Origin of the sequence: Nonomuraea sp. NPDC049709 (assembly GCF_040674815.1) — a bacterium.
Lineage (GTDB): Bacteria > Actinomycetota > Actinomycetes > Streptosporangiales > Streptosporangiaceae > Nonomuraea.
Genome location: NZ_JBFANM010000064.1, coordinates 21223 through 45050 on the forward strand (window position 1 = coordinate 21223; position 23828 = coordinate 45050).

General features: G+C 72.4%; 24 protein-coding genes. 14 read left to right on the forward strand and 10 right to left on the reverse strand.

Going from position 1 to position 23828, the window contains the following annotated elements:
* Positions 1-57: 57 nt before the first annotated feature.
* Entirely contained in the window at positions 58-975 is a 918-nt protein-coding gene (locus AB0J69_RS44915; RefSeq protein WP_364131425.1) for a CoA ester lyase, read from the reverse strand.
* Positions 972-2159 (reverse strand): CoA transferase, encoded by a 1188-nt coding sequence (locus AB0J69_RS44920; RefSeq protein ID WP_364131559.1) that lies wholly within the window; start codon positions 2157-2159, stop codon positions 972-974. Before AB0J69_RS44920 ends, AB0J69_RS44915 begins: the two co-directional genes overlap by 4 nt.
* 68 nt (positions 2160-2227) lie before the next feature.
* Between AB0J69_RS44920 and AB0J69_RS44925 the strand changes: the two genes are divergently transcribed.
* A complete protein-coding gene (locus tag AB0J69_RS44925; RefSeq protein ID WP_364131428.1) occupies positions 2228-2881 on the forward strand; it encodes a GntR family transcriptional regulator in 654 nt (217 codons plus the stop codon).
* 178 nt (positions 2882-3059) lie between these two features.
* Here AB0J69_RS44925 and AB0J69_RS44930 read toward each other — a convergent pair whose 3' ends face one another.
* On the reverse strand, positions 3060-3854 hold the full coding sequence (locus tag AB0J69_RS44930) for an SAM-dependent methyltransferase (RefSeq protein ID WP_364131430.1): 795 nt from the start codon (positions 3852-3854) through the stop codon (positions 3060-3062).
* A gap of 38 nt (positions 3855-3892) precedes the next feature.
* Positions 3893-4723, reverse strand: coding sequence for a Scr1 family TA system antitoxin-like transcriptional regulator (locus AB0J69_RS44935; protein WP_364131432.1), 831 nt, complete (start codon positions 4721-4723; stop codon positions 3893-3895).
* 141 nt (positions 4724-4864) lie between these two features.
* Here AB0J69_RS44935 and AB0J69_RS44940 point away from each other — a divergent pair, with 141 nt between their 5' ends.
* Both AB0J69_RS44940 and AB0J69_RS44945 read left to right on the forward strand, forming a co-directional pair.
* Complete coding sequence (locus AB0J69_RS44940; protein ID WP_364131435.1) at positions 4865-5590, forward strand: hypothetical protein; 726 nt, start codon at positions 4865-4867, stop codon at positions 5588-5590.
* Positions 5591-5645: 55 nt separating this feature from the next.
* Positions 5646-6350 carry an HAD family hydrolase gene (locus AB0J69_RS44945; protein WP_364131438.1) on the forward strand — a complete coding sequence of 235 codons (705 nt, stop codon included), beginning with the start codon at positions 5646-5648 and terminating at the stop codon, positions 6348-6350.
* On the opposite strand, the gene AB0J69_RS44950 is transcribed toward AB0J69_RS44945, so the two are convergent.
* A complete protein-coding gene (locus AB0J69_RS44950; protein WP_364131441.1) occupies positions 6313-7125 on the reverse strand; it encodes an inositol monophosphatase family protein in 813 nt (270 codons plus the stop codon). The two genes, AB0J69_RS44945 and AB0J69_RS44950, sit on opposite strands and share 38 nt — an antisense overlap.
* 85 nt (positions 7126-7210) lie before the next feature.
* On the opposite strand from AB0J69_RS44950, the gene AB0J69_RS44955 reads away from it, so the two are divergent.
* Positions 7211-7951, forward strand: coding sequence for a GntR family transcriptional regulator (locus AB0J69_RS44955; RefSeq protein ID WP_364131444.1), 741 nt, complete (start codon positions 7211-7213; stop codon positions 7949-7951).
* Positions 7952-8061: 110 nt separating this feature from the next.
* Here the strand turns inward: AB0J69_RS44955 and AB0J69_RS44960 are convergent, their stop codons facing one another.
* From AB0J69_RS44960 to AB0J69_RS44975, 4 genes are read right to left on the reverse strand one after another with little or no spacing between them, the layout of a single operon-like run.
* Positions 8062-9051, reverse strand: a complete 990-nt coding sequence (locus tag AB0J69_RS44960; protein ID WP_364131447.1) for an aldo/keto reductase — start codon at positions 9049-9051, stop codon at positions 8062-8064.
* Positions 9052-9082: 31 nt separating this feature from the next.
* Positions 9083-9610 (reverse strand): hypothetical protein, encoded by a 528-nt coding sequence (locus AB0J69_RS44965; protein WP_364131450.1) that lies wholly within the window; start codon positions 9608-9610, stop codon positions 9083-9085.
* Between the two features lie 13 nt (positions 9611-9623).
* A complete protein-coding gene (locus tag AB0J69_RS44970) occupies positions 9624-10502 on the reverse strand; it encodes a serine hydrolase (protein WP_364131453.1) in 879 nt (292 codons plus the stop codon).
* Positions 10503-10537: 35 nt separating this feature from the next.
* Positions 10538-11281, reverse strand: a complete 744-nt coding sequence (locus AB0J69_RS44975; protein WP_364131456.1) for a hypothetical protein — start codon at positions 11279-11281, stop codon at positions 10538-10540.
* 193 nt (positions 11282-11474) lie between these two features.
* Here AB0J69_RS44975 and AB0J69_RS44980 point away from each other — a divergent pair, with 193 nt between their 5' ends.
* The 10 genes from AB0J69_RS44980 to AB0J69_RS45025 all read left to right on the forward strand — a co-directional run bounded on the left by AB0J69_RS44980 (position 11475) and on the right by AB0J69_RS45025 (position 22684).
* Positions 11475-11846: a hypothetical protein gene (locus AB0J69_RS44980; RefSeq protein ID WP_364131459.1), complete on the forward strand. Its 372-nt coding sequence runs from the start codon at positions 11475-11477 to the stop codon at positions 11844-11846.
* 208 nt (positions 11847-12054) lie between these two features.
* The gene (locus AB0J69_RS44985; protein ID WP_364131462.1) at positions 12055-13974 is read left to right on the forward strand and encodes a beta-L-arabinofuranosidase domain-containing protein; all 1920 of its coding nucleotides are present in this window, start codon (positions 12055-12057) and stop codon (positions 13972-13974) included.
* Positions 13971-15656, forward strand: coding sequence for an ABC transporter substrate-binding protein (locus AB0J69_RS44990; protein ID WP_364131465.1), 1686 nt, complete (start codon positions 13971-13973; stop codon positions 15654-15656). Before AB0J69_RS44985 ends, AB0J69_RS44990 begins: the two co-directional genes overlap by 4 nt.
* Positions 15657-16592, forward strand: a complete 936-nt coding sequence (locus AB0J69_RS44995; RefSeq protein WP_364131468.1) for an ABC transporter permease — start codon at positions 15657-15659, stop codon at positions 16590-16592. It begins immediately after the preceding gene.
* Positions 16589-17587: an ABC transporter permease gene (locus AB0J69_RS45000; RefSeq protein ID WP_364131470.1), complete on the forward strand. Its 999-nt coding sequence runs from the start codon at positions 16589-16591 to the stop codon at positions 17585-17587. Before AB0J69_RS44995 ends, AB0J69_RS45000 begins: the two co-directional genes overlap by 4 nt.
* Positions 17584-18384, forward strand: coding sequence for an ABC transporter ATP-binding protein (locus AB0J69_RS45005; RefSeq protein WP_364131472.1), 801 nt, complete (start codon positions 17584-17586; stop codon positions 18382-18384). The genes AB0J69_RS45000 and AB0J69_RS45005 overlap by 4 nt, the downstream gene beginning before the upstream one ends.
* Positions 18381-19193, forward strand: a complete 813-nt coding sequence (locus tag AB0J69_RS45010) for an ATP-binding cassette domain-containing protein (protein ID WP_364131475.1) — start codon at positions 18381-18383, stop codon at positions 19191-19193. Before AB0J69_RS45005 ends, AB0J69_RS45010 begins: the two co-directional genes overlap by 4 nt.
* A complete protein-coding gene (locus tag AB0J69_RS45015; protein WP_364131478.1) occupies positions 19190-20464 on the forward strand; it encodes an alpha/beta fold hydrolase in 1275 nt (424 codons plus the stop codon). The genes AB0J69_RS45010 and AB0J69_RS45015 overlap by 4 nt, the downstream gene beginning before the upstream one ends.
* Positions 20457-21797, forward strand: a complete 1341-nt coding sequence (locus AB0J69_RS45020) for an aminopeptidase P family protein (RefSeq protein ID WP_364131481.1) — start codon at positions 20457-20459, stop codon at positions 21795-21797. Before AB0J69_RS45015 ends, AB0J69_RS45020 begins: the two co-directional genes overlap by 8 nt.
* Entirely contained in the window at positions 21794-22684 is an 891-nt protein-coding gene (locus AB0J69_RS45025) for a dihydrodipicolinate synthase family protein (RefSeq protein WP_364131484.1), read from the forward strand. Before AB0J69_RS45020 ends, AB0J69_RS45025 begins: the two co-directional genes overlap by 4 nt.
* A gap of 295 nt (positions 22685-22979) precedes the next feature.
* Here the strand turns inward: AB0J69_RS45025 and AB0J69_RS45030 are convergent, their stop codons facing one another.
* A complete protein-coding gene (locus tag AB0J69_RS45030; protein WP_364131486.1) occupies positions 22980-23804 on the reverse strand; it encodes an ACT domain-containing protein in 825 nt (274 codons plus the stop codon).
* Positions 23805-23828: the final 24 nt, after the last annotated feature.

The window sequence follows — 23828 nt, forward strand, 5'->3', positions numbered from 1 at the left end:
GTATGACCTCCGATGGGGACGAGCTGGGGGTGATCGGCGCGCCGTTCGCGCCTTCGGTCAGGTGCCGGACACCGGCCGGCCGGACGGCGGGCCGGACGGCGGGTCGGACGGCGGGTCGGACGGCGGGTCGGACGGCGGGTCGGACGGCGGCGGGTCGGCGAGGCGGCGGGCCAGGTCGACCGTGCGGCGGGCTCTGGCCACGATGGGGGCGTCCACGAACCGGCCGTCGGGCAGCGCCACCGCGCCGATGCCGGCCGCCTCGGCCCGTTCCGCCGCGGCCACGATCTCGGCGGCCCTGGCCGCCTCCTCCTCCGTCGGCCGGAACGCCCGCCGGATCGCGGGGACCTGGCGCGGGTGGATCGCGGTCCTGCCGAACAGCCCGAGCGCGCGGCCCGCCCGGCAGGACGCCAGCAGGCCGGCCTCGTCCTTGATGTCCGGGTAGACGGACATGGGCACCGGCGGCAGCCCGGCCGCCGCGGCGGCGAGGACGACCTGGAGCCTGAGGTGGTTCATCGCCTGCTCGTCGGTGATGCCCAGCTCGGCGGACAGGTCCTGCTCGCCGAGCGCCACCCCCACCACGCGCGGGTGGCCGGCGATCTCCCCGGCCGCGACGATCCCGGCCGCCGACTCCAGCAGCGCGTACGCGGGCGCCGCGCCGGGCAGGGCGTCGAGCACGGCGGCCGACTCGACCTTGGGCAGCCGTACGGCGTCGGCGAGGTCCCCGACGGCGGCCACGTCGTCGCGCCCGCGGGCGGTGGCCGGATCGTTGACCCGCACGTGCACCTGGCAGCTCACGTCCGGCCGGTCGCGGAGGTAGGCGACGGCGTTCCGCCGGGCCTCGTCCTTCCTGACGGGGGCGACGGCGTCCTCCAGGTCGATGATGATCACGTCGGCGCCCGACGCCACCGCCTTGGCGAAGCGCTCGGGCCGGTCGCCGGGCACGTACAGCCAGGTCACGGGGTTGGAGGTGGTCACGCGATCACCCCGTCCGCGCGCAGGGCGGCGATCCGCTCGCCGGAGTAGTCGAGCTCGCCGAGCACCTCGTCGGTGTCCCGGCCGAGCGGCCGCCCCGGCCACCGGATCTCGCCCGGCGTGTCCGACATGCGGAACATGACGTTCTGCATGGTGACCGAGCCGAGCTCCTCGTCCGGCACCTCCACGAACGTGCCCAGCGCCGCGTACTGCGGGTCCTCGGCCAGGTCGGTGACGTCGTAGATGGGCGCGACCGCGGCCTGCACCTCCTCGAACCTGGCGATGACCTCGTCGGCGTCCCGCTCGGCGATCCAGGAGGCGACCGCCTCGTCCAGCTCGTCCACGTGCTGCACCCGGCCGTGCCCGCTGGCGAACCACGGCTCCGCCACCAGGTCGGGCCGTCCCACGAGGGTGACCACGCGCTCGGCGATGGGCTGGGCGCTGGTGGAGATCGCCAGCCAGCGGCCGTCGCGGGTGCGGTAGGTGTTGCGCGGCGCGTTGCTGCTGGAGCGGTTGCCGGTGCGCTTCGGCACCACGCCCAGCGCCTTGTACGCGCTCATCTGCGGCCCGAGCAGCCCCAGGATCGGCTCGATGATGGCCAGGTCGATGACCTGCCCGCGACCGGTCTGCTCGCGGGCGCGCAGGGCGACCATGATGGCGTACGACATGGCCAGGCCCGCGATGCCGTCGGCCAGGGCCAGCGGCGGCAGCGTCGGCGGCCCGTCGGGCTCGCCGGTCATGGCCGCGAAGCCGCTCATGGCCTCGGCCAGCGTCCCGAAGCCCGGCCGCTTGGCCATCGGCCCGAACTGCCCGAACCCGGTCATCCGCGCCACGATCAGCCGGGGGTTGAGCTCGAGGAGGTCTTCAGGGGCCAGGTTCCAGCGTTCGAGGGTGCCGGGGCGGAAGTTCTCGATCAGCACGTCGGACCGCTCGGCCAGGCGGCGCAGGATCTCCTGCCCCTCAGGGCGCGACATGTCCACGGCGGCCGTGCGCTTGTTGCGCGACAGCGTCTTCCACCACAGGCCCACCCCGTCCACGGAGGCGCCGTGGCCGCGCGAGGGATCGCCGCGGCGGGGATGCTCGATCTTGATCACGTCGGCGCCGAAGTCGCCCAGCATCATCGCGGCGGAAGGACCGGCGAACAGCGTCGCCGCGTCGATGACCCGCAGGCCGTCGAGGCTCGTCATAAGCATGTAACTTATAAGAAATATGTCATAGGTCAACCGAATGACCGTTATGCGCGACACTTGGGGACATGTCATCCAGCGAGCCGCGGCCGCCCATGAGCAAGGCCGAGTACGTCTACAGCGTGCTTCTCGACGAGATCCGCAGCGCGCGGATCCCCGGAGGGACGGCGTTGCGGGCTGGAGAAGTGGCCAAGCGCCTCGGCGTCTCGGTCACGCCGGTCCGCGAGGCGCTGCGCAGGCTGGAGAAGGACCGGCTGATCAGCTACGAGGCGCACCACGGCGCGACCGTGGTGGACCTGGGGGACGAGGCGCTGGCCGAGTACTACGGGGTGCGCTCGGTCGTCGAGGGCCTGGGCGCCCGCCTGGCCGCGGCCAGGATCACCCCCGAGGAGCTGGCCGCGCTGCGCGAGCTGCACGCCTCCATGGCGGACGACGCCGCGCACGGCAGGCACGAGCGGCTCGGCGAGCAGAGTCTGCGCTTCCACCTGCGCATCGTGGACATCGGCGGGCCCGCCTTCCTGGGCGAGCACGCCAGGTCGGTGCGCAACAGCTTCCCGGTGCCGGCCGAGGCCTCGCTGTGGCTGGACGAGACGCAGGTCAACGTGCAGCTGGCGGCGCACGAGGGCATCCTGGCCGCGCTGGAGGCGGGCGACGGGGAGCGCGCGGAACGCATCATGATCGAGCACGTACGCCGCGCCGGCGAGTTCCGCCAGCACCACTGACCCCCCACGCGACCGCCGGACCGGCGCGCACAGCCGACCGGCGCGCACAGCCGACCGGCGCGCACAGCCGACCGGCGCGCACAGCCGACCGGTGCGCACAGCCGACCGGCGCGAGCAGCCGACCGGTGCGAGCAGCCGACCGGCGCGAGCAGAAGGAGCGCGGGCTCGCGCGATCGGGTTATCCGACGCGGGCGACGCCGGCCAGCCAGGCCGTGCGCTCGGGGGCGACGGGCGCCTCGTTCCCGTCCGGCCGCCACTGCGGCGCCCACACCAGGCCGGGATCGAGCAGCTCCAGCCCGCCGAACAGGGCGAGCACCTGCTCCCGGCGCCGGAAGTGCACCGTCAGCCCCAGGTCCCGGTTCGCGGCCGAGACCGCCGCGCGCATGTCCTCGTCGTAGGCGTCCATGCTGAGCGCGGTCAGCCACAGATGGCTTCCGGCCACCATCGACCGGCGCAGCGCCGCCGCCCAGGCGGTGTCCCCGAGGGCGATCTCGTGCACCGACAGCACGCCCACCGCCACCGGCTCGGCCCAGTCCACGAACGTGCGCACCATGGGGTCGTCCAGCAGCCCGGCGGGGTCGGCCAGGTCGCAGCCCACGATCCTGACCCGGTCGCTGCCCTTGGCGGTGACCGCCTGGGCGTGGGCCAGCATGTACGGGTCCTGCTCGGCGTACACCACCCTGGCCGGCGGGAACACCGCGTGGATGGTCTCGTGAGCCTGCCCGGTGCTGGGCAGCCCGGTCCCGTACAGCACGAACTGGTCCACCCCCCGACCCGCCAGGTGCCGCACCACCCGGTGCACGTGCTGGTGGTGCGCGACGAGGGCGGTGGCGGCGTCGGCGCTGAGCCGCTCGGCCAGCTCGAGCGCCTCGCGGTCGGCGCTGAAGTTCTGCTTCCCGCGCAGGGCGGCGTCGTACATGCGGGCGCTGCTGGCCCCGGCGAGGGACACGACCGGACTGTCGTCTTTGGGCACCTGGTGACCTCCGTCCCGATCGACCAGATTTCATCCTGTCAGCCGGAAAGCGCGGCGCGTACCCCTTCCAGCACCTCGGATGTGGCGTCCACGGGGAAGGCCGACAGCGACAGCCGGGCGAACGCCTGCTGGTGCTCCTCGACCCGCCGCCGGTCCTCGACCACCACCGGGGCGTGCAGCAGGTGCAGCACCAGCGCGTCCGGACGGTCCCGGTCGGGGAAGCGCAGCAGCGTGAACGGCGGCCCCTGGTAGAGGTAGCCGGTCTCGGCGACGGGCCGGGAGATCTGCACCGCGATGTGCGGCTGCTTGGCGGCCAGGGCGAGCGCGTCGAGCTGCGCCACCCGGTCCTCGGGCCGGGACAGCGGCGGGTCGAGCAGCGCGGGCCGGTCGAGCAGGGCCCACAGGTGCGGCCCGCGGTGCCGGTCGAGCACCTTCTGCCGGACCGCGACCAGCCCGGCGGCGCGGGCGGCCCGCTCGTACGTGGCCCCGGGCGGCAGGGTGGCCGGCGCGGCGGCCAGGGCGTACGCGGGGGTCTGCAGCAGCGCGGGCACCTGGTGCGGGCAGTACGTGTAGATCACCTGCGCCTGGTCCTCCAGCTCCAGGAACGCCGACAGCCCGAGCGGTACCCCGGGCGCGTCGTACCAGCCGGGCACCCGCTCCTCCCGCAGCAGCGACAGCAGCCGGGGCGCGTGCTCGCCCTCGCCGTACAGCTCCAGGAGGGTGCGCACGGTGGCCTCGCGCGGCGCCACGAGCCCGTGCTCGATGCGGAAGATCGTGGAGGTGTTGAGCCCGGCGGCCTCGGCCGCGGACTTCATCGACAGGCTGCTCCCGGCCCGCAACGAGGAGAGCCGGGCCGCTACAACGCTCAACTGCATACGTCTGTCACAACCGCCGATGACAAAAATCAGCGTTTACACCTGGTCTATTGCAACGGAGTGACGGGTGATGCACGATTGCCACTCTAGTGGTCAGACACGTAATGCATACGCCCAATCGGAAAGGCAGAGACTGTGGCGGACGCGTGGATTCTCCATCCCGACTACCGGACTCCCCCGGTCCCCACAGATGCGGACATCACGCCCGGCCCATGGCGGCACCCCGACGGCGGCCAGATCATGAACGGCACCTATGAGCGCCCCCTGCCCAGGCTCCGGGTCGAGGTCGTCACCGTATGGTACGGCTACGCGCTCAGCCAGTGGCGCGGCCCGCGCATGCCGCGCTTCAGCAGCCCGCTGGTGTCGGCCTGGAACCCGGTGCTGGCCCAGGGCCTGACCGTCGACCCCCGCTCGCCGGCGCCCTACCGCGACGAGCTGTGGTGCGACCGGTGGATCGCCGAGGCCCTGCTGTACGGGCGCAAGCCGTACGGCGCCTTCACCCTGCCCGCCCCGGAGGCGCTGCGCTGGTTCGCCAAGAGCGGCGGGACGAACCTGGTCTACCACGCGAAGCACGACGGCGACCTGGTGCGCGTGGTGGCGGGCACCTCGGAGCGGTACTCCCAGCTCTTCGACCTGGACGCGCTGATCGCCGACTACCAGGAGGCGCTGCCCCGGGAGCTGGCCGAGCGGGAGTCGGCGGCGCTGGACGCGCACCGGTCCCGCTCCCCGGCACTGGACTACGTGCTGACGGAGGACGCCGAGACCCTCTTCGCGCAGGCCCCCCTGTCGGTACGCGGCCTCACCCTCGGCTATCCGCCCCGCGAGACGGCGGCCCGCATCGCCGCCGGAACCGCCCGGTGACCACACCCGCGATCAACGCCACGGCCGGTCCCGCCCCTGACGCCGGGGCCACCCGGTGACCGCGCCCGCGCCGGCCGGCGTCAAGGGGATCCTGTTCGATCTCGACGGCACCCTGCTCGACCACCGCACGGCCGCCGACACCGGCATCGTGTCCTGGTTCGAGGACCGCTCCCCCGGCCACCCGCGCCTGGCCGAGGTGGCCGGGCTCTGGGCCGAGCTCGAAGGTCCTTACCTGGCGATGTGGCAGGCGGGCAGGTGCTCGGTGCAGGAGCAGCGCCGCCTGCGCCTGGCCGCCCTGTGCACGGAGCTGGCCGTCCCCGTACCGGACGACCTCGACGCCGCCTACGCCGACTTCGCCGGCCGCTACCGCCGGAACTGGGCCGCCTTCCCGGACGTGGCGCAGGCGGTGGCGGGGCTGGGCGTGTTCGCGTTGGGGGTCCTGACGAACGGCGCGCAGCGGATGCAGGAGGACAAGGTCCGCGCGATCGGGCTGGACGGCCTGGTCGGTCCGGTGCTGACGGGCGAGGTGCTCGGCGGCTGCTTCAAGCCCGCGCCCGCCTCCTACACGGCTGCCGCCGCGGCGCTCGGGCTGGAGCCGCGGCAGGTGCTGCTGGTGGGCGACGACGTGACCAATGACGTGACAGGCCCGACGGTGACCGGGATGCGCTCGGTCTGGCTCGACCGCCACGGCACCGAACCCGCGCCCGCCGGTTTCCCCCGCATCACCTCGCTGGCGGAGCTGGCGGCCCTCCTGGGCTGAGCTCCCGGGGCGCCACCTCCGCCAGCACGGAGCGCTCCAGGTCGAACCCGCCCACATGCGCCAGGTAGTCCCCCTTGACCAGCGGATCCCCCAGGTAGACGCCGCCCGCCCGGCGCACCAGCAGGGCTCCGGCCGCCACGTCCCAGGGGTGGGAGCGGGTGCCGTAGGCGGCGTCCGACCAGCCGGCGGCGACGTGCGCGAGCTTGAGTGCGGCGCTGCCGGGTTTGCGGACGGCGGAGAAGGACTCCAGGAAGCGGCCGTAGCGGCGCAGCGCCACGTCGCCGTCCTCGTCCAGGTCGAGCGGGGTCGGATAGCTGGACAGGAGCATGGCCTCCCGGTCGCCGGTCGCGCCCGCGCTGCGCAGGGGCTCGCCGTTGCACCAGGCGCCCTCGGTGGTGGCGGTGAACTCGTCACCGCGTACGGGGTCGTACACGACGCCCGCCACCAGCTCGCCGCGGACGGCGGCGGCGATGGAGACGCAGAAGAACGGCAGGCCGGCGGCGAAATTGGCGGTGCCGTCGATGGGGTCGACGTACCAGACGAGGTCGCCGGAGCCGGTCGTGCCGCCCTCCTCGCCGACGATCGCGCTGTGCGGGGCCCGGGCGCCGATGACGGAGCGGATGGTGTCCTCGGCGGCCCGGTCGTGCTCGGTGACCGGGTCGTGGAAGTCGCGCTTGGTGGCCACGCCCGGCCGGGACCTGAAGGCGGCGCGCAGCCGGGGGCCGACGGCCCTGGCCGCCTCGGTGGCGGTGTCGAGCAGGTATGTCGCGTCCATGCCCTCTCCTCTACCTCCCGCACGCCCGCCGCACACGCCATGACTCATTTGTCTGGACATTCTGACCTCGGTTAAGCTGATCAGCATGACCGCGAACCTGGGCATCGACCTGGACCGATCCAGCCCGGTGCCGCTCTATTTCCAGGTGGCCGAGCAGATCGCCGAGGCCATCCGCCGGGGTGATCTCGCGCCCGGCTCGCGGCTGGACAACGAGATCCTGCTGGCCGACAAACTGGGCCTGTCGCGGCCCACGATCCGGCAGGCCATCCAATATCTCGTGGACAAGGGCCTGCTGGTGCGCAAGCGCGGCGTCGGCACGCAGGTGGTGCACGGGCAGGTCAAGCGCTCGGTCGAGCTGACCAGCCTGTACGACGACCTGCGCAGGGCGGGGCAGGAGCCGGCCACGCAGGTGCTGGCCCTGGAGACGCGGCCGGTGGAGGAGGATATCGCCCGGGTCCTGGGCGTGGAGCCCGGCTCCCAGATCCTCTACCTGGAGCGGGTGCGCTTCGCGGCCGGCGAGCCGCTCGCCGTGCTGCACAACTGGCTGCCGCCGGGCCTGGCCCAGCTCAGCGCCGCCGACCTGGAGGGACGCGGCCTGTACGAGCTGCTGCGCGGAGCGGGTGTGCGGATGCGGGTGGCCAACCAGCGCATCGGCGCACGATCCGCCACCCAGGCGGAGGCCCGGCTGCTGGAGGAGCGCCGCGGCGCGCCGCTGCTGACGATGATCCGCACCACGTACGACGACCAGGGCCGGGCCGTCGAGCACGGCTCACACGTCTACCGCGCCTCGCACTACTCCCTCGAGGTCACGCTCATCGAACGCTGACCCTCTCGCCGAACGCCGAGGACCCACCGAACGCCGAGCCCCTCGCCGAACGTCGAGCCGCCCACCGAGCGCCGAGCCACCCACCGAGCGCTGCGCCACCGAGCGGGTGGTCAGCGCTCGCTGTCGAGGTGGGCCATCTGCGCCTCGCCGTAGCGGGTGCCGGCGGCGGCGTCCTGCGGGACGGCGGCCTCGATGGCGGCCAGATCCCGCTCCGTCAGCGTCACGTCGAGCGCGCCCAGCGCCTCGGCCAGCCGCTCCCTGGTGCGCGCGCCGACCAGCGGCACGATGTCCGTGCCCCGCCCGAGCACCCAGGCGATGGCCAGCTGCGCGACCGTGACCCCCTTGGTCCCGGCGATCGCCCGCAGCGCGTCCACCAGCCCCAGGTTGTGCGCGAGGTTCTCGCCGGAGAAGCGCGGGCTGGTGGCCCGGAAGTCGCCGGCCGCCAGCTCGCGGTCCTTCCGCCAGTGACCGCTGATCAGCCCTCGGGACAGCACCCCGTACGCGGTCACGGAGATCCCGAGCTCGCGGCAGGCGGGCAGGATCTCCCGCTCGATCCCCCGGGTCAGCAGCGCGTATTCGAGCTGGACGTCCGCGATCGGGTGCACCGCGTGGGCCCGCCGGATGCTCTCGGCGCCGGCCTCGGACAGCCCGATGTGCCGTACGCGCCCCTTCTGCACCTCCTCGGCGATGGCCCCGACCGTCTCCTCGATCGGCACGGCCGGGTCCGCCCGCGCCATCCGGTAGACGTCCACGTAGTCGGTGCCCAGGCGGCGCAGCGTGTAGGCGAGCGAGGTCTTCACGGCCGCGGGGCGGCCGTCGTAGCCGAGCCAGTTGCCGTCGTAGTCGCGCTGCGCCCCGAACTTCACGCTGATCCGCACCGAGTCGCGCGGCCGGCCGCGCAGCGCCTCGCCGATGAGCAGCTCGTTGTGGCCCATGCCGTAGAAGTCGCCGGTGTCGAGCAGGTTGATGCCGGCGTCGAGCGCGGCGTGGATGGTGGCGATGGACTCGGCCCGGTCGGCCGGCCCGTACATGTCGGACATCCCCATGCAGCCAAGGCCGAGGTCGGACACGGCAGGCCCGCCAGTACCCAAAGTTCTCATACGAGAAGTATGCACCTTGCGATGACAGATTTCAATTTCTGTCAGTCCGCGTGAGTCGGTCGGCGTCGGCACGGGAGGCGACCCGCACGAACCTCAGGTGCGCGTTGGCCGGGTCGGCGGCGGCCTCGCGGTAACGGGCGCGGTAGGCCGCGTGCTTGAGCCAGGCGTAGCGGATGATCGACTCGTCCTTGTCGAGCAGGAAGCGGAACGACTCCTTGTTGCCGTTCCACAGCTCGGCGCCGGTGGCCATGCGCCGCAGGGTCCTGTTCAGGAGCCGGCGCATCACGGTGCGCCGGGGCAGGTCGATCCAGACCACGGTGTCGGCGCGCGACCACACCAGATCGCGTACGGCGGAGTAGTTGCCGTCCACCACCCACCCGTCGGCGGCCGTGAACCGCTCGACCTCGGCCCGGAACTCCTCCCGGGGCCGCGGTGTCCAGCCCGGCATGTGGAAGATCGAGTCGAGTTCGAGCCACGGCACGCCCAGCCGCCCGGCCAGCGCCCGGGCCAGCGTGGACTTGCCGGAGCCGGTGTTCCCCACCACGGATACGCGTCGCATCAGGAAAATGTACTCAGCGGCGCAGCGAGGCCACGGCCGCGGCGGCGACGGTGCCGATGACCGCGTTGATCGCGTTCTCACCGGCGCGGGGCCGGTGGGCGCGGGTGAAGACGGCGGCGGCGTACCGGCGCCCGTCGGGGAACCGGATGACCCCCACCTCGTTGCGCACGACGCCGAACAGCCCGCCGCTCTTGGCCGCGACGCGCACGTCGTCCGGGAACCCCATCGCCAGCCGGTGCCTGGTGACCTGCTGCCCCATGACCGCGCGCACGTTCGCGCACGCCTCGGCGGGCCCGGCCCGGTCGAGCCAGATCAGCTTCAGCAGCCGGGCCATGTCGCCGGCCGTGGTGCGGATCGAGTGCTCGGGGCGCAGGGCGCGGGAGGCGTGCAGCATCTCGTCAGGGGGCCCGGCGGGGTGGTGGGCCGCCATCAGCTCGCGCCAGGTGGCCAGGCCCGTGTCCACGGCGATGGAGTCGAGCAGGCCGCCCAGCGAGTACGGCACCGCGGTGCCGGTCAGCTTCAGCTCGGCCAGCGTCGCGGCCATCCGGTCGAGCCCGACGCGCTCGACGAGCAGGTCGGTGGCCGCGTTGTCGCTGATCGTCAGCATCATCGTGACCAGGTCGCGCACCGACACCTCGGCCTCGTCGGCGAACACCGACATGCCGGTGGGCCCGAGAGTGGTCTCGCCCGGCCGGGCGCGTACGCGCTCGCGCGGGTCCAGCTCCCCCGCCGCCGCCTGCCGGAAAACCTCCAGCGCGACGATCACCTTGAACACGGACGCGGCCACGACGGGCTCGTCACTGCCGGCGTGCACCTCGCCGTCGCCATCGATCTCCATGACGCACAGCCACCCGTCGCACCCCGCCCCGGCCAGCAGTTCCCGGATCTCCATGACCACCTCCTTGATCCATTCTGTCGGGCGACGGATCAGACGAGATCGCCCGTCTCCATGTAGATCTCCCGCACCACCTCCACCTGCGCGGTGAAGCCGTGGCTCCCGGTTCGCGAGACGCCCAGGAAGAACGACCCCTCCACCATGTCACCCGCCACCAGCCGCCGCCGGGGCATGTCCAGCCGCCCGACCGTCACGGGCACCGGCCGCTCGAAGTCCTCGCCCGGCACGTTCCCGGGCACCTGCGGGCCGGGGCCGGGGCGGACGGTGCCGGGCACGATCCGGACCGCGAGGACCTGGTCGAAGTCGGGGCGGGCGGTGATCACGTGCGCGAGGTGCAGCCCGCCGGCGCGGCCGAAGCACACGTACGTCAGCGGCCTTCCGTCGTCGTGGTGCCGCCCGGGATCGAGCCGCTCGAAGAGCGCCACCCGCGCGACCCGGGCGGTGACGCCCTCGGCGATCGGCGTGCCGCCGCGCTCGAAGTGCCCCCGGTGGATGGTGCCGGCCACGGCCGTCCTGGCGGGCCCGCCACCGGCGGCCGGGTCGAGGTCGAGGATGTCGAACGCCTCGGGCACGAAGGTGTGGATGCCGTCGGCCGCCTTGAGGTCGCGGCGCACCGTCTCGCGTACGTCGGGGCGGAAGTCGACCTCCATGAGCACCTGGAAGCGGTGGGCCGGATGCTCGAACATCGGCAGGTGCGAGAAGTACAGGGGGTCCTCGCCGAACAGCAGCATCCCGTGGACGTCGAACGTCTCCTTGTGGTGGTCGTGATCGTGCATCTTGGCCTCCGCACTCGTGTGGACAGCCGCCAGTAGAGCGCGGTCCGGTGCCGGACGCCTGAGTAGGCACTACTCAGCCCGCAAGCGACCGTGCAACCGGTGATCAAGCCGCGTGCAATCCTCCCTGGTTACAACTTCTCCGGAAGATCCGGAAATGCGCCTCCTGCGAGGGAGGAGAACTGGGGAGAAAGTCGTGAGCACGGGAATCTGGCTGTCGGTGGCGATCACGGGCGGGACGATGCTGATCCTGGCGTGCGTCGGGTTACCGTTCCTGATCATCGCGCGGAACGGGCAGCGGTTGCTGGCCACCGGCATCCCCGCGCAGGCGGTGGTCGAGTCGATGGGCGACACCGGCATGACGGTGAACGGCCAGCCGGTGGTCGCCTTCGTGCTCGGCGTCCGGCTGGAGGGCGGGCAGGCGTACCGGGTGACGCACCGGCAGTCACTGCCGCGCATCCCCATGGGCGTGGTCGCGCCCGGCGCGGTGGTGCCGGTCAAGGTGGACCCGCAGCGGCACGAGCGGGTCCGCATCGACTGGGCGGCCTGGCGGCCCATGCCCGCGTGATCACGCCCGCACCCGCATCATCGCAGGTCAACCGGCAGCGACGCCCGCCCGTGTGGCGGGCGTCCGGCGTTTCCGGGCGGCTTGCCCGGCGTCATACCCGCCCGTTCCGGAGCGGTTACGTTCCTTTTACGTAAGCCCGTAACCCTTGGCAACACACCTCCCAGACACCTATGGTTCAGTGCAATGCCACACATTACTGGGAAGGTTCATGACGTCTAAGCAGGTCAAGCCGCTGGCCGGCGCCGTACGAACGGCCTCCGGGGCCGTACGACCGGTGCCGGGCGCGCGCATCACCGGTGGTCTGCTCCACCACTGGCAGCGACGCAACAGCACGGCCACAATCCCGCACACCATCGAGCAGCTCCGCGCGGCGGGCAACGTCGCCAACCTGAGCCGCCTCCTGGAGCAGGACCCGGCGCCGTACCGCGGCCGCTACCCCTTTCTGGACACCGACCTGTACAAGACCCTGGAGGGCCTGGCGTACGAGCTCGGCGACGGTGACGCCCCGGAGCCGGTACGGGAGTTCTACGAGGAGGTCGTCGGCCTCCTCGAGCGGGTCCAGGCCGAGGACGGCTACCTCAACTCCTTCTTCCAGGACCCGGCCGCGACCAGGAAGCCGTGGCAGGACCTGGCCTGGGGGCACGAGCTGTACAACCTGGGCCACCTCATCCAGGCCGCCGTCGCCGCCGGGCGCAGGATGGGCGACGACCGGCTGCTGCGCGTGGCCGGCCGCTTCGCGGACCTGGTGGTGGAGCGGTTCGCCGAGACGGGGGTGTGCGGGCATCCCGAGGTGGAGATGGCGCTGGTCGAGCTGTACAGGGAGACGGGCGAGCGCGCCTATCTCGACCTGGCCGGCGCGTTCGTGGACCGGCGCGGCGCGGGGCAGCTGAAGCACAGCATCTTCCCCGGCGACTACTTCCAGGACCACGTCCCCTTCCGCGAGCTGCCCTCGGTGACCGGACACGCGGTGCGCATGGCGTACCTGGCGGCCGGAGCGGCCGACGTGTTCCTGGAGACCGGCGACCGGTCGCTGTTCGAGGCGCTGGAGCGGCTCTGGGACGACATGGTGGCGGCCAAGCTGTACGTCACGGGCGGGCTGGGCAGCCGCCACTCCGACGAGGCGATCGGCGACCGCTACGAGCTGCCGTCCGAGCGGGCCTACAGCGAGACCTGCGCGGCCATCGCCGTCATGCAGTGGGCGTGGCGGATGTTCCTGGCCACCGGCGGCGCCAAATACCTCGACGTGTTCGAGCGCGTGCTCTACAACGCCTACGCCGTGGGTTTGTCGGCGGACGGGAAGGCGTTCTTCTACGACAACCCGCTGCAGCGCCGCCCCGACCACGAGCAGCGCAGCGGCGCCGAGGACGGCGGGGAGCCGCTGCGCCGCGCCTGGTTCGGCTGCCCGTGCTGCCCGCCGAACATCGTGCGCTGGATGGCGCAGCTCGCCGACTACCTGGCGGCCGAGCGGGACGGCGCCCTGCTGGTCGCCTCCTACGCCTCGGCCCGGATCGAGTCGGCCGGGCTGGACCTGGCGATGGAGACGGCCTACCCGTGGGACGGCGACGTGCGGCTCACGGTCGAGCGCGCGGCGGACGGCCCGTACGCGCTGGTGCTGCGCATCCCGGGCTGGGCGCGCGGCGCCACGGTCACCGTCAACGGCGAGCCGCACGCCGGTGACCCGGAGGACGGCTGGCTGACCGTCGAGCGCCGCTGGTCGGCGGGCGACGAGATACGGCTCGCCCTGCCGATGCCGGTCCGGGCGCACGGCTCGCACCCCTCCCTCGACGCCACCAGGGGCGCGGTCGCCGTGGCCCGCGGCCCGCTGGTCTACTGCGTCGAGCAGCAGGACAGCCCGGCGGCCGCCGTCGACGACCTGCTCGTCGGCGTGCCGGAGATTGTGAACGCGAACATCGAGCGGCGGGACGGGACGGTCGTGCTCGGCGTGACCGCCTGCGCCGCTCCCCCGCCCTCCGCGGAGCTCTACCCGGAGCTGCCGCTGGAGCAGGCGCTCCCGGAGACGACGGTCACCGCGACCTTCGTCCCCTACTTCCTCTGGGGCAACCGCGGCCCCGAAGCCATGCGGGTCTGGGTCAGGACCCCGATGACAACCGGAAAGAAGGCGACATGAGGAGAAAGGCGGCGCTCGCGAGCGTCACCATGACCGCTGCGCTGGCGCTCACCGCGTGCGGAGGAGGCGGCGCCGCCGCACCCGCCAGCAGCGGCGCGAGCGGGTCCGCGGCAGAGCCCGCGACGGGCGGCACGGTTCACGTCCTGGCCAATGCGGACTTCTCCCACCTGGACCCGGTACGCGGCTTCGACGGCGGTGTGAATAACTTCTACCGGCTCATCTACCGGGGTCTGACGACGTTCGGCGCGGGGCCGGGCGCCGAGGGCACGAAGATCGTGGCCGATCTGGCGACCGACACGGGCAAACCGTCCAACGACGCCAAGACGTGGACGTTCACCCTGAAGGACAACCTGTTCTTCGAGGACGGCACGCCGATCACCAGCGAGGCGGTCAAGTTCGGCTTCTCGCGGGCCTTCGATCCGGAGGCGGGGATCGGCTCGCCGTACGGCAAGCTGCTGCTCGACGCGCCCAAGGACTACAAGGGCCCGTACCTGTCGGGCGACCTCGACACGATCGAGACGCCGGACGACAAGACGGTCGTCATCCACCTCAAGAAGCCGTTCGCCGACTTCCCGAGCGCGCTGGCGCTGGCGAACTTCACCCCGTTCCCCAAGGGCACCGGGGCCGGGGCCGCGTTCGACAGCAAGCCGATCGCGAGCGGGCCGTACAAGGTGGCGAGCTACCAGCGCAACGCCTCGCTCAAGCTGGTGCGCAACCCGCAGTGGAAGGCCGAGACCGACACCGTGCGGACGGCCAGGCCGGACGCGTTCGAGTGGACGTTCGGCCTGGACGCGGCCACGATCGACGAGCGCATGCTGGCCGGGCAGGGCACCGACGCCGACGCGCTCGGCCAGAGCATCCAGGCGGCGACCGTGGCGCGGGTGCAGACGCCGCAGATCAAGGCGCGCAGCCTGTCCGGGCTCAACGGCTGCACGACCTACATGGGCATGAACACCACCAAGAAGCACCTGAGCGACGTACGGGTGCGCCAGGCGATCAACCACGCGATCAACAAGGACACCGTCGTGGCCGCCATGGGCGGGTCCACGCTGGCGGCCAAGGGCACCTCGATCCAGCCGCCCACGGTCGCGGGCCGGGTGGACTACGACCCGTACCCCTACAACGTCGAGCAGGCCAAGAAGCTGCTGGCCGAGGCGGGCCTGTCGGGCGGGTTCTCGCTGACCCTGGACACGCGGGCGCAGCCGAAGATGGCGGCGGTCTCGGTCGCCATCCAGGAGGCGCTCAAGCAGGTGAACATCGACGTCAAGATCAACAACATCGACACCTCGACGTACTACGAGGTCATCGGCACCCCGGCGAAGCAGAACGACATGGCCGTGACCGGCTGGTGCCCTGACTGGGCCTCCGGCGCGACGTTCCTGCCGCCGCTGTTCGACGGCCGCAACATCACCGCCAAGGGCAACTCCAACCTCGCCCAGCTCAACGACAAGGACATCAACGCGAAGATCGACGAGATCGCCGCGATGACCGACGTCGAGCAGGCCAACGCGGCCTACGGCGAGCTGGACAAGCAGATCATGGAGCTGGCTCCGGTCGTGCCGCTGGCCTACGAGAAGCTGATCCTGGTCAACGGCGCCAACATCGCGGGCGCCTACCAGACCGACTCCTACTCCGGCGGCGTGGACCTGGTCTCCGTCGGGCTGGCGAAGCCGACGAATTAGATGGCCGTCGCAGCTCATCCACAGCAGGTGGCGGGCGGCACGCCCGCCACCTCGGGCCGGCGGGTCACGCGCGCGCTGCTGCGTGACCGGGGCGCGGTGGTCAGCGGCGCGTACCTCGCGCTGATCGTCCTGATGGCGATCGGCGCGCCGCTGATCAGCGCGATCACCGGGCACGGCCCCAACGAATTCGACATGGCCGCGGTCAACACCGACCTGGGCGGGGTGCCGCACGGCTCGCTCGGCGGGATCAGCGCCGAGCACCTGCTCGGCGTCGAGCCGCAGAACGGCCGCGACATCCTGGTCCGCATCGCCTACGGCGCCCGCGTCTCACTGATCATCGCGGCCTCGGCCACGGCGCTCACCACGCTGCTCGGCGTGGTGCTGGGCATGCTGGCCGGGTTCTACCAGGGCTGGGTGGACCAGGTGATCTGCCGGGTCATGGACTTCCTGATGGCCTTCCCCGCGCTGATCTTCATGATCGCGGTCCTGTCCGCGCTGCCGCAGGGCAACCGGCCGGTGCTGCTGGTCGCGGTGATCAGCGTGTTCGGCTGGCCGTACCTGGCGCGGGTGGTGCGCGGGCAGACGCTGACGCTGGTCAACCGGGAGTTCGTGGAGGCCGCGCGGGCCTCCGGCGCCTCCACGGGGGCGCTGGTGTTCAAGGAGGTCCTGCCGAACCTGCGCAGCTCCCTCATCGTGATGACCACCCTCGCCGTCCCCGGGTACGTCGGGACCGAGGCGGGCCTGTCGTTCCTGGGCGTCGGCGTGACGCCGCCCACGCCGTCGTGGGGTCAGATGATCTCCAGTTCGGTCGGCTGGTACGCCGTCGATCCGATGTACTTCGCGATCCCCGGCGCGTTCCTGTTCCTCACGGTGCTGTCGCTGACGGTGCTCGGCGACCGGATCCGGGCGGCCTTCGACGCGGGGGAGGCGTCATGATGGCCCGTTACGTGGCCGGCCGGCTCGCCGGCGTCGTGGTGATCCTGTTCCTGGTGTGCCTGTTCACGTTCCTGCTGTTCTTCACGATCCAGCCGGACCCGGCGGTCATGATCTGCGGGAAGACCTGCACGCCCGAGCGCATCGAGCAGATCCGCGACGTGCTGGGCCTGAACCAGCCGTTCCTGACGCAGTTCTTCGGCTTCCTGGGCGGCATCTTCGCCGGGCGCGACTACGGCCACGGTGCGAACCTGGTCCACTGCGCCGCGCCGTGCCTGGGCTACAGCTTCCAGACCAACCAGTCCGTGATGGAGATGGTGGTGGAGCGACTGCCGGTCAGCGCCACGGTGGCGATCGGCGCGGCGGTGCTGTGGCTGCTCGTCGGGATCCTCGCGGGGCTGCTCAGCGCGGTCAAGGAGGGCACCTGGTGGGACCGGACCGCGATGGGGCTGGCCCTGGGCGGCTCCAGCATCCCCAACTACGTGCTGGCGCTGGCGCTGCAGTACGTGCTGGTGGTGCAGCTGCAGGTGCTGCCGTTCCCGCAGGCGGTGGCGTTCGGGGACGACCCGGTGGTGTGGTTCCAGTCGTACCTGATGCCGTGGATCGTGCTGGCCACCGGCTACGCGTGCCTCTACGCCCGGCTCACCCGCGCCAACGTGATCGACACCCTGGCGGAGAACTTCATGCGCACGGCCAGGTCCAAGGGTCTGAGCCCGGGGCTGACCATGCGCAGGCACGCGCTGCGGCCGGCGCTGACGCCGATCGCGACGATCTTCGGCATGGACTTCGCCGCGCTGCTCGGCGGCGCGCTGATCACCGAGACGGTGTTCGGGCTGAACGGGGTGGGCAAGATGGCCGCCGACTCCATCGCCAAGAACGACCAGCCGGTGATCATGGCGGTGACGCTGCTGGCGGCGTTCTTCGTGGTGGTCGGGAACGTGGTGGTGGACCTCGTCTACACGAGGCTGGACCCGAGAGTGAGGATCACGGCCCGATGAGCGAACTGCTTGTGGTGGAGGACCTCACCGTCACCTTCCCGACCACGCGCGGCCCGGTGGAGGTGGTCAAGAATGTGTCCTTCACCGTCGGCCGGGACGAGACCGTCGGCATCGTCGGCGAGTCCGGGTCCGGCAAGTCGATGACCAGCCTGGCGATCATGGGCCTGCTGCCCAAGGGCGCGCGGACCAGCGGCAGCATCCGGCTGGACGGCACGGAGCTGCTCGGCCGGCCGGACCGGGAGCTGCGGCGGCTGCGCGGTGACCAGATGTCGATGATCTTCCAGGATCCGCTGTCGTCGCTGAACCCGTACTACACGGTGGGGCTGCAGATCGAGGAGATGTACCGCGCGCACCGCGACCGCTCCCGCAGGGCGGCGCGGCAGGTCGCGATCGAGGCCCTCGAACAGGTGGGCCTGCCGGAGCCGGAGCGGCGGATCGACTACTACCCGCACCAGTTCTCCGGCGGGCAGCGACAGCGCATCATGATCGCGATGGCGCTGGTGTGCGGGCCCGAGCTGCTGATCGCCGACGAGCCGACCACGGCGCTGGACGTCACCGTGCAGGCGCAGATCCTGCGCCTGCTGGCCGATCTGCGGCGGCAGAGCGGCACCGGGATGGTGTTCATCACCCACGATCTGGCCGTGATCAGCTCGATCGCGACCCGCGTGCTGGTGATGCGGCGGGGCGAGCAGGTCGAGTACGGCACCGCCGAGCAGATCTTCGCCGAGCCCGGTCACGAGTACACCCGGATGTTGCTGGAGAGCATCCCCCGCATCGACGACGAGGTGAACGCATGACGCTGTTGCGGGCCGAGGGCCTGACCAAGCGGTTCGTCTCCCGCGGGCCCATGGGGGCCAAGGCCGCGTTCACCGCCGTGGACCAGGTGAGCTTCGAGGTGCGGCTGGGCGAGACGCTGGCCGTGGTCGGCGAGTCCGGCAGCGGCAAGTCGACCACCGCCCGCATGATCGCCAAGCTGATGGACCCGACCGAGGGCACCCTCGAGTTCGAGGGCGAGGACGTCACCGCCGCCAAGGGGGCCGCGCTGGCCCGCTTCCGGAGCAACGTCCAGGTCGTCTTCCAGGACCCGTTCTCCTCGCTCAACCCCCGCCACACGGTGGAGCGCATCCTCATGGCGCCGCTGGTCTACCAGGGCATCGCGCCCAACGGCAGCCGCCGGGCGCACGCCAAGGAGCTGATGGAGCGGGTCGGGCTGAACCCCGACCACTCGCTGCGCTACCCCGCGCAGTTCTCCGGCGGGCAGGCGCAGCGCATCGGGATCGCCCGCGCGCTGGCCGTCAACCCCAAGCTGGTGATCTGCGACGAGGCCGTCTCGGCGCTGGACGTGTCGGTGCAGGCGCAGGTGATCGAGCTGCTGCGGCGGCTGCAGCGCGAGAGCGGCTTCAGCTACGTGTTCATCGCCCACGACCTGGCGGTGGTGCGGAAGATCGCGCAACGGGTCGCGGTCATGAGCAAGGGGCGGATCGTCGAGCTCGGCTCCACGGAGCAGGTGTTCGGCGACCCCCGCGACGAGTACACGCGCACGCTGCTCGCGGCCATCCCCCGGATCAACCCGGAGTGGGACCGCCGCAGGAGGGAGAGGTCTTGATCACCGCGACTTACACGATCCCCGGCATGCGGGTGCGCGACCACGTCGAGCGGGTGCCGCTCGACTGGGCCGACCCCGAGGCGACCATCACGGTGTTCGCCCGCGAGCTGGTCGACCCGGCGCGCGACGGCGAGGACCTGCCCTGCCTGCTCTACCTCCAGGGCGGGCCGGGCGGCAAGGGTCCGCGGCCGGTCGGCACGTCCGGCTGGCTGGGCCGGGCGCTGGAGAGTTACCGGGTGGTGCTGCTGGACCAGCGGGGCACGGGCCGCAGCTCCCGCATCGACGGCCGGGTGATGAGCGCGCTCGGCGCCGAGGAGGGCGCCGGCTACCTGGCCCGCTTCCGGGCGGACTCGATCGTGGCCGACGCCGAGCACCTGCGCAGGACGGTGTTCGGCGGGCGACGCTGGTCGACGCTGGGGCAGAGCTACGGCGGGTTCCTGACGCTGACGTACCTGTCGGACGCGCCCGAGGGGCTGAGCGCCTGCTACGTGGCGGGCGGCCTGCCGTCGCTGGACCCGGACGCCGGAGAGGTCTACCGGCGCACCTATCCGCGGGTGGCGGCCAAGAACGCCGAGTTCTACCGCCGCTACCCGCACCACGTGGAGACGACGGCGCGGCTGGCCGACCGGCTGTCCGAGGGCGACGTGCTGCTGCCCGACGGGGACACCCTCACCGTGCGGCGGCTGCAGTCGCTGGGCATCGACTTCGGCATGAAGCCGGGCTACGAGCGCATGCACTGGCTGCTGGACGAATCGCCGGAACTGCCGGAGACGTTCCTGCACCAGGTGCTGGCCCGCTCCTCCTACGCCGACAACCCGCTGTTCGCCGCGCTGCAGGAGAGCATCTACGGCTCCGGCCCCGGCGCCACCGCGTGGGCGGCGCAGCGCGAGCGCGCCCGGCACCCCGCCTTCGCCGAGGACGCCAGGCCGCTGCTGTTCACCGGGGAGATGATCTACCCCTGGATGTTCGAGGAGATCCGCGCGCTGCGCCCGTTCCGCGGCGCGGTCGAGCTGCTCGCCGAGCGGGACGGCTGGCCGCCGCTGTACGACCTGGACCGGCTGGCGGCCAACGAGGTGCCGGTCGCCGCCGCCGTCTACTTCGACGACATGTACGTCGACTCGGGCCTGCAACTGGACACCGCCGCCAGGGTCGGCAACACCCAGGCCTGGGTCACCAACGAGTACGAGCACGACGGCATCGGCGAGGAACGCGTCTTCGCCAGGCTCACCCAGCTCGTACGCGACATAGGAGGAGGAATCACCGGTGAGTGACGGCAGGCTGCCCAGGCTGTCCGAGATCCCCGCGTTCGCCGAGTACATCGCCCAGGGCTGGGACTCCCCCGCCCGCGAGCCGGGCCTGGTGCCCGGGGCCGCCGAGGCCGCCGCCGGCCACCGGGCCCGGCTCGCCGCCGCCCTGCCCGGCCGCACGGTGGTCGTGGCGGCCGGCCGGGCCCCCGTACGCAGCAACGACACCGCCTACGACTTCCGCGTGGACAGCGACTTCTACTGGCTGACCGGCTGCGCGGCCGAGAACGCGGTGGCCGTGGTCGGGGACGGCGCGGCCACCGTGTACCTGCCGCCACCCGCCCGCCCCGGCGACACCGGCTTCTACGCCGACGCCGCCTACGGCGAGCTGTGGGTGGGCCCGTCTCCCTCGCTCGCCGAGTGGTCGGCCGCCCTCGGGGTCGAGGTGCTGCCGCTGCCGGACTACCCGGGCCCGCCGGACGGCGCCCTGGTCACCGGCTCCTCGCAACAGGTGCGGCAGGTGCTGGCCGAGCTGCGCATGATCAAGGACGAGTGGGAGGTCGGGCAGCTGCGCGAGGCCGTGGACCGCACGGTCGAGGGCTTCGCCGCGGTGCTGGCCGAGGTCCCGGCCGCGATGGCGGGCGGCGGCGAGCGCTGGCTGCAGGGCACGTTCGACCGGTACGCCAGGACGTACGGCAACGGCCCCGGCTACGCCTCCATCGTGGGCAGCGGCCCGCACGCCCCCACCCTGCACTGGGTGCGCTGCGACGGCCCCGTCCTGGAGGGCGAGCTGCTGCTGCTCGACATGGGCGTGGAGACCCGCAGCCACTACACCGCCGACGTCACCCGCACCTTCCCCGCCTCGGGCGCCTTCTCGCCCGCCCAGCGGCAGGTGCACGACCTGGTGGAGCGGGCGCACCGGGCGGGGCTGGCGCAGGTGGCGCCGGGCCGCCCGTTCACCGCCTTCCACCACGCGGCCATGGAGGTCATCGCGCGCGGCCTGCACGACTGGGGGCTGCTGCCGGTGTCGGTGGACGAGGCCCTGTCGGAGACCGGTCAGCACCACCGCCGCTACCTGATCTGCGGCATCGGCCACCACCTCGGCCTGGACGTGCACGACTGCGCGCAGTCGAGCCACGAGGCCTACCAGGGCGCCCGGATGGCGCCGGGCATGGTGCTGACCGTCGAGCCCGGCCTGTACTTCCACGCCCACGACCGCACGGTCCCGCCGGAGCTGCGCGGGATCGGCGCGCGCATCGAGGACGACCTGCTGGTGACGGCGGACGGCGCGGAGATCCTGTCCGCCGCGCTGCCCATCGACGCGAGCGGGCTGGAGAACTGGAACAAGGAGAACGTATGACCCGCCCCGTGTGGCACGGCGTCCATGTCGCGACCGCGCTGCCCTTCCACGACGACCTGTCCGTCGACTACGACGGCTACGCCGAGCACGTGCGCTTCCTGGCCGAGGGCGGCTGCGACGGCGTCTGCCCGAACGGCTCGCTCGGCGAGTACCAGACGCTGAGCGACGAGGAGCGGGCCCGCGTGGTGCGCACCGCGATCGAGGCCGCGCCGGAGGGCTTCCACGTCATGCCGGGCGTGGCCGCGTACGGCGCCGCCGAGTCGCGGCGGTGGGCCGAGCAGGCGGCCGAGGCGGGCGCCTCGTCGGTGCTGCTGCTGCCGCCGAACACCTACCGCGCCGACCGCCCGGCCGTCGTGGGCCACTACCGGGAGGTCGCCAAGGCGGGGCTGCCGGTCGTGGCCTACAACAACCCGATCGACACCAAGGTGGACCTGACACCCGACCTGCTCGCCGAGCTGCACCAGGAGGGGCTGATCGTGGGGGTCAAGGAGTTCAGCGGGGACGTGCGCAGGGCGTACGAGATCGCCGAGCGGGCGCCCGGGCTGGACCTGCTGGTCGGCTCGGACGACGTGCTGCTGGAGCTGGGCATCGCCGGCGCGGTCGGCTGGATCGCCGGGTACCCGAACATGATCCCCCGGGCCACGGTGGAGCTCTACCACCTGGCCGTGGCCGGCGACGTGGCCAAGGCCCTGCCGATCTACCGGGACCTGCACCCGCTGCTGCGGTGGGACTCCAAGACGGAGTTCGTGCAGTCGATCAAGCTGTCGATGGACCTGGCCGGGCGCAAGGGCGGCGCCTGCCGCCCGCCGCGCACCGCCCTCACGCCCGAGACGGCGGCCAGGATCACCCGCGACACCGAAGCGGTCCTGGCCAAGGGCTACCGCTGACGCGAAGGGCTCCCCTCCGAGCAACCGGGCCTCCCTCAGAGCGACCCCCGGCCTCCCTTCGGAGCGGCCCCCGGCCTCCCTCGGAGGACCCGGCCATCTCGGAGCGACCTGCCCTCCCTCGGGGCGACCGGTACTCCCTCGGAGCGACCGGCCCTCTCTCGGGGCGACCCCGGCCTCCCCTCGGAAGGAGCCCCGCACCCCCCGTCTCCCCCTCGGAAGGGCCCCGCCGCTCCCTGCCTCTCCTCCCTTCAAAAGGACCCCGCCGAAGTGCGGCGGGGTAAGAGGCAGCGGGCGGTCACCCCGCGCCGTACCGGGCGTGGGTGGCGGCCGCGGTCAGCGCCGCCGCCCGCGCCGCCTCGGTCGGCGTGAACGGCAGCTCGGGCCGCCTGATGAGCAGGGCGCGGTCGGGGTTGACGGAGATGACCATGGTGGTGTTGAGCTCGGCGCCCTCGTCCACGGTGTCGCCGGGCCGCCGCCACTCCACCCGCGGGACGCGCAGCAGCTCGGCCATGGCCTCCGGCAGCCGGTCGGGGTCGGCGCTGACCCGCTGCGCCAGTACCAGCGCCTGCACGCCGGGGTCGGTGAGGTCCTTGACCTGCGCGGGCACGATCACGACGTCGTGCCCGCCCGCCTCGGCCAGCGCGCGTGCCAGGACACCCAGCGCCAGGTCGCGCGGCGCCTCGATGACGAACTCGTCGAGCGCGTCGCACCCGGCCGGCGTGATGGCGCTGCTGCCGGTCGGGGCGATGTGCAGCGCCAGTATGTTGCAGCCCAGCCGGCCGAACGCGCCCGCCACGCTGGCGAGCCTGCCGGGCCGCTCCACCACGCGCATGCGGATGCGCCACAACGCCATGGGCCGCCCGGCGCCGTCGTCCACGGGCAGCGGCGCCGCGCCCCGCCGGGGGCGGTGGCCGAGCCGTTTGTGGATCGCGGCTCCGGCGATCAACGCCACGCCCAGCCCGACCAGAACGACGGGGCCCGGATCATCGTGCCCGAGCAGGGTCGCGAGCAGGTGCGCCAGGCCGACCGCGAGGAACAGGGCGGCAAGCTCGGCCAGTTCCCGCCGCCAGGAGCGGCCATGTCCGGTACGTGGGTGAATTACCTTCGGTGCATCGCTCATGACCCCCAGTCTGCGTGCACCGTG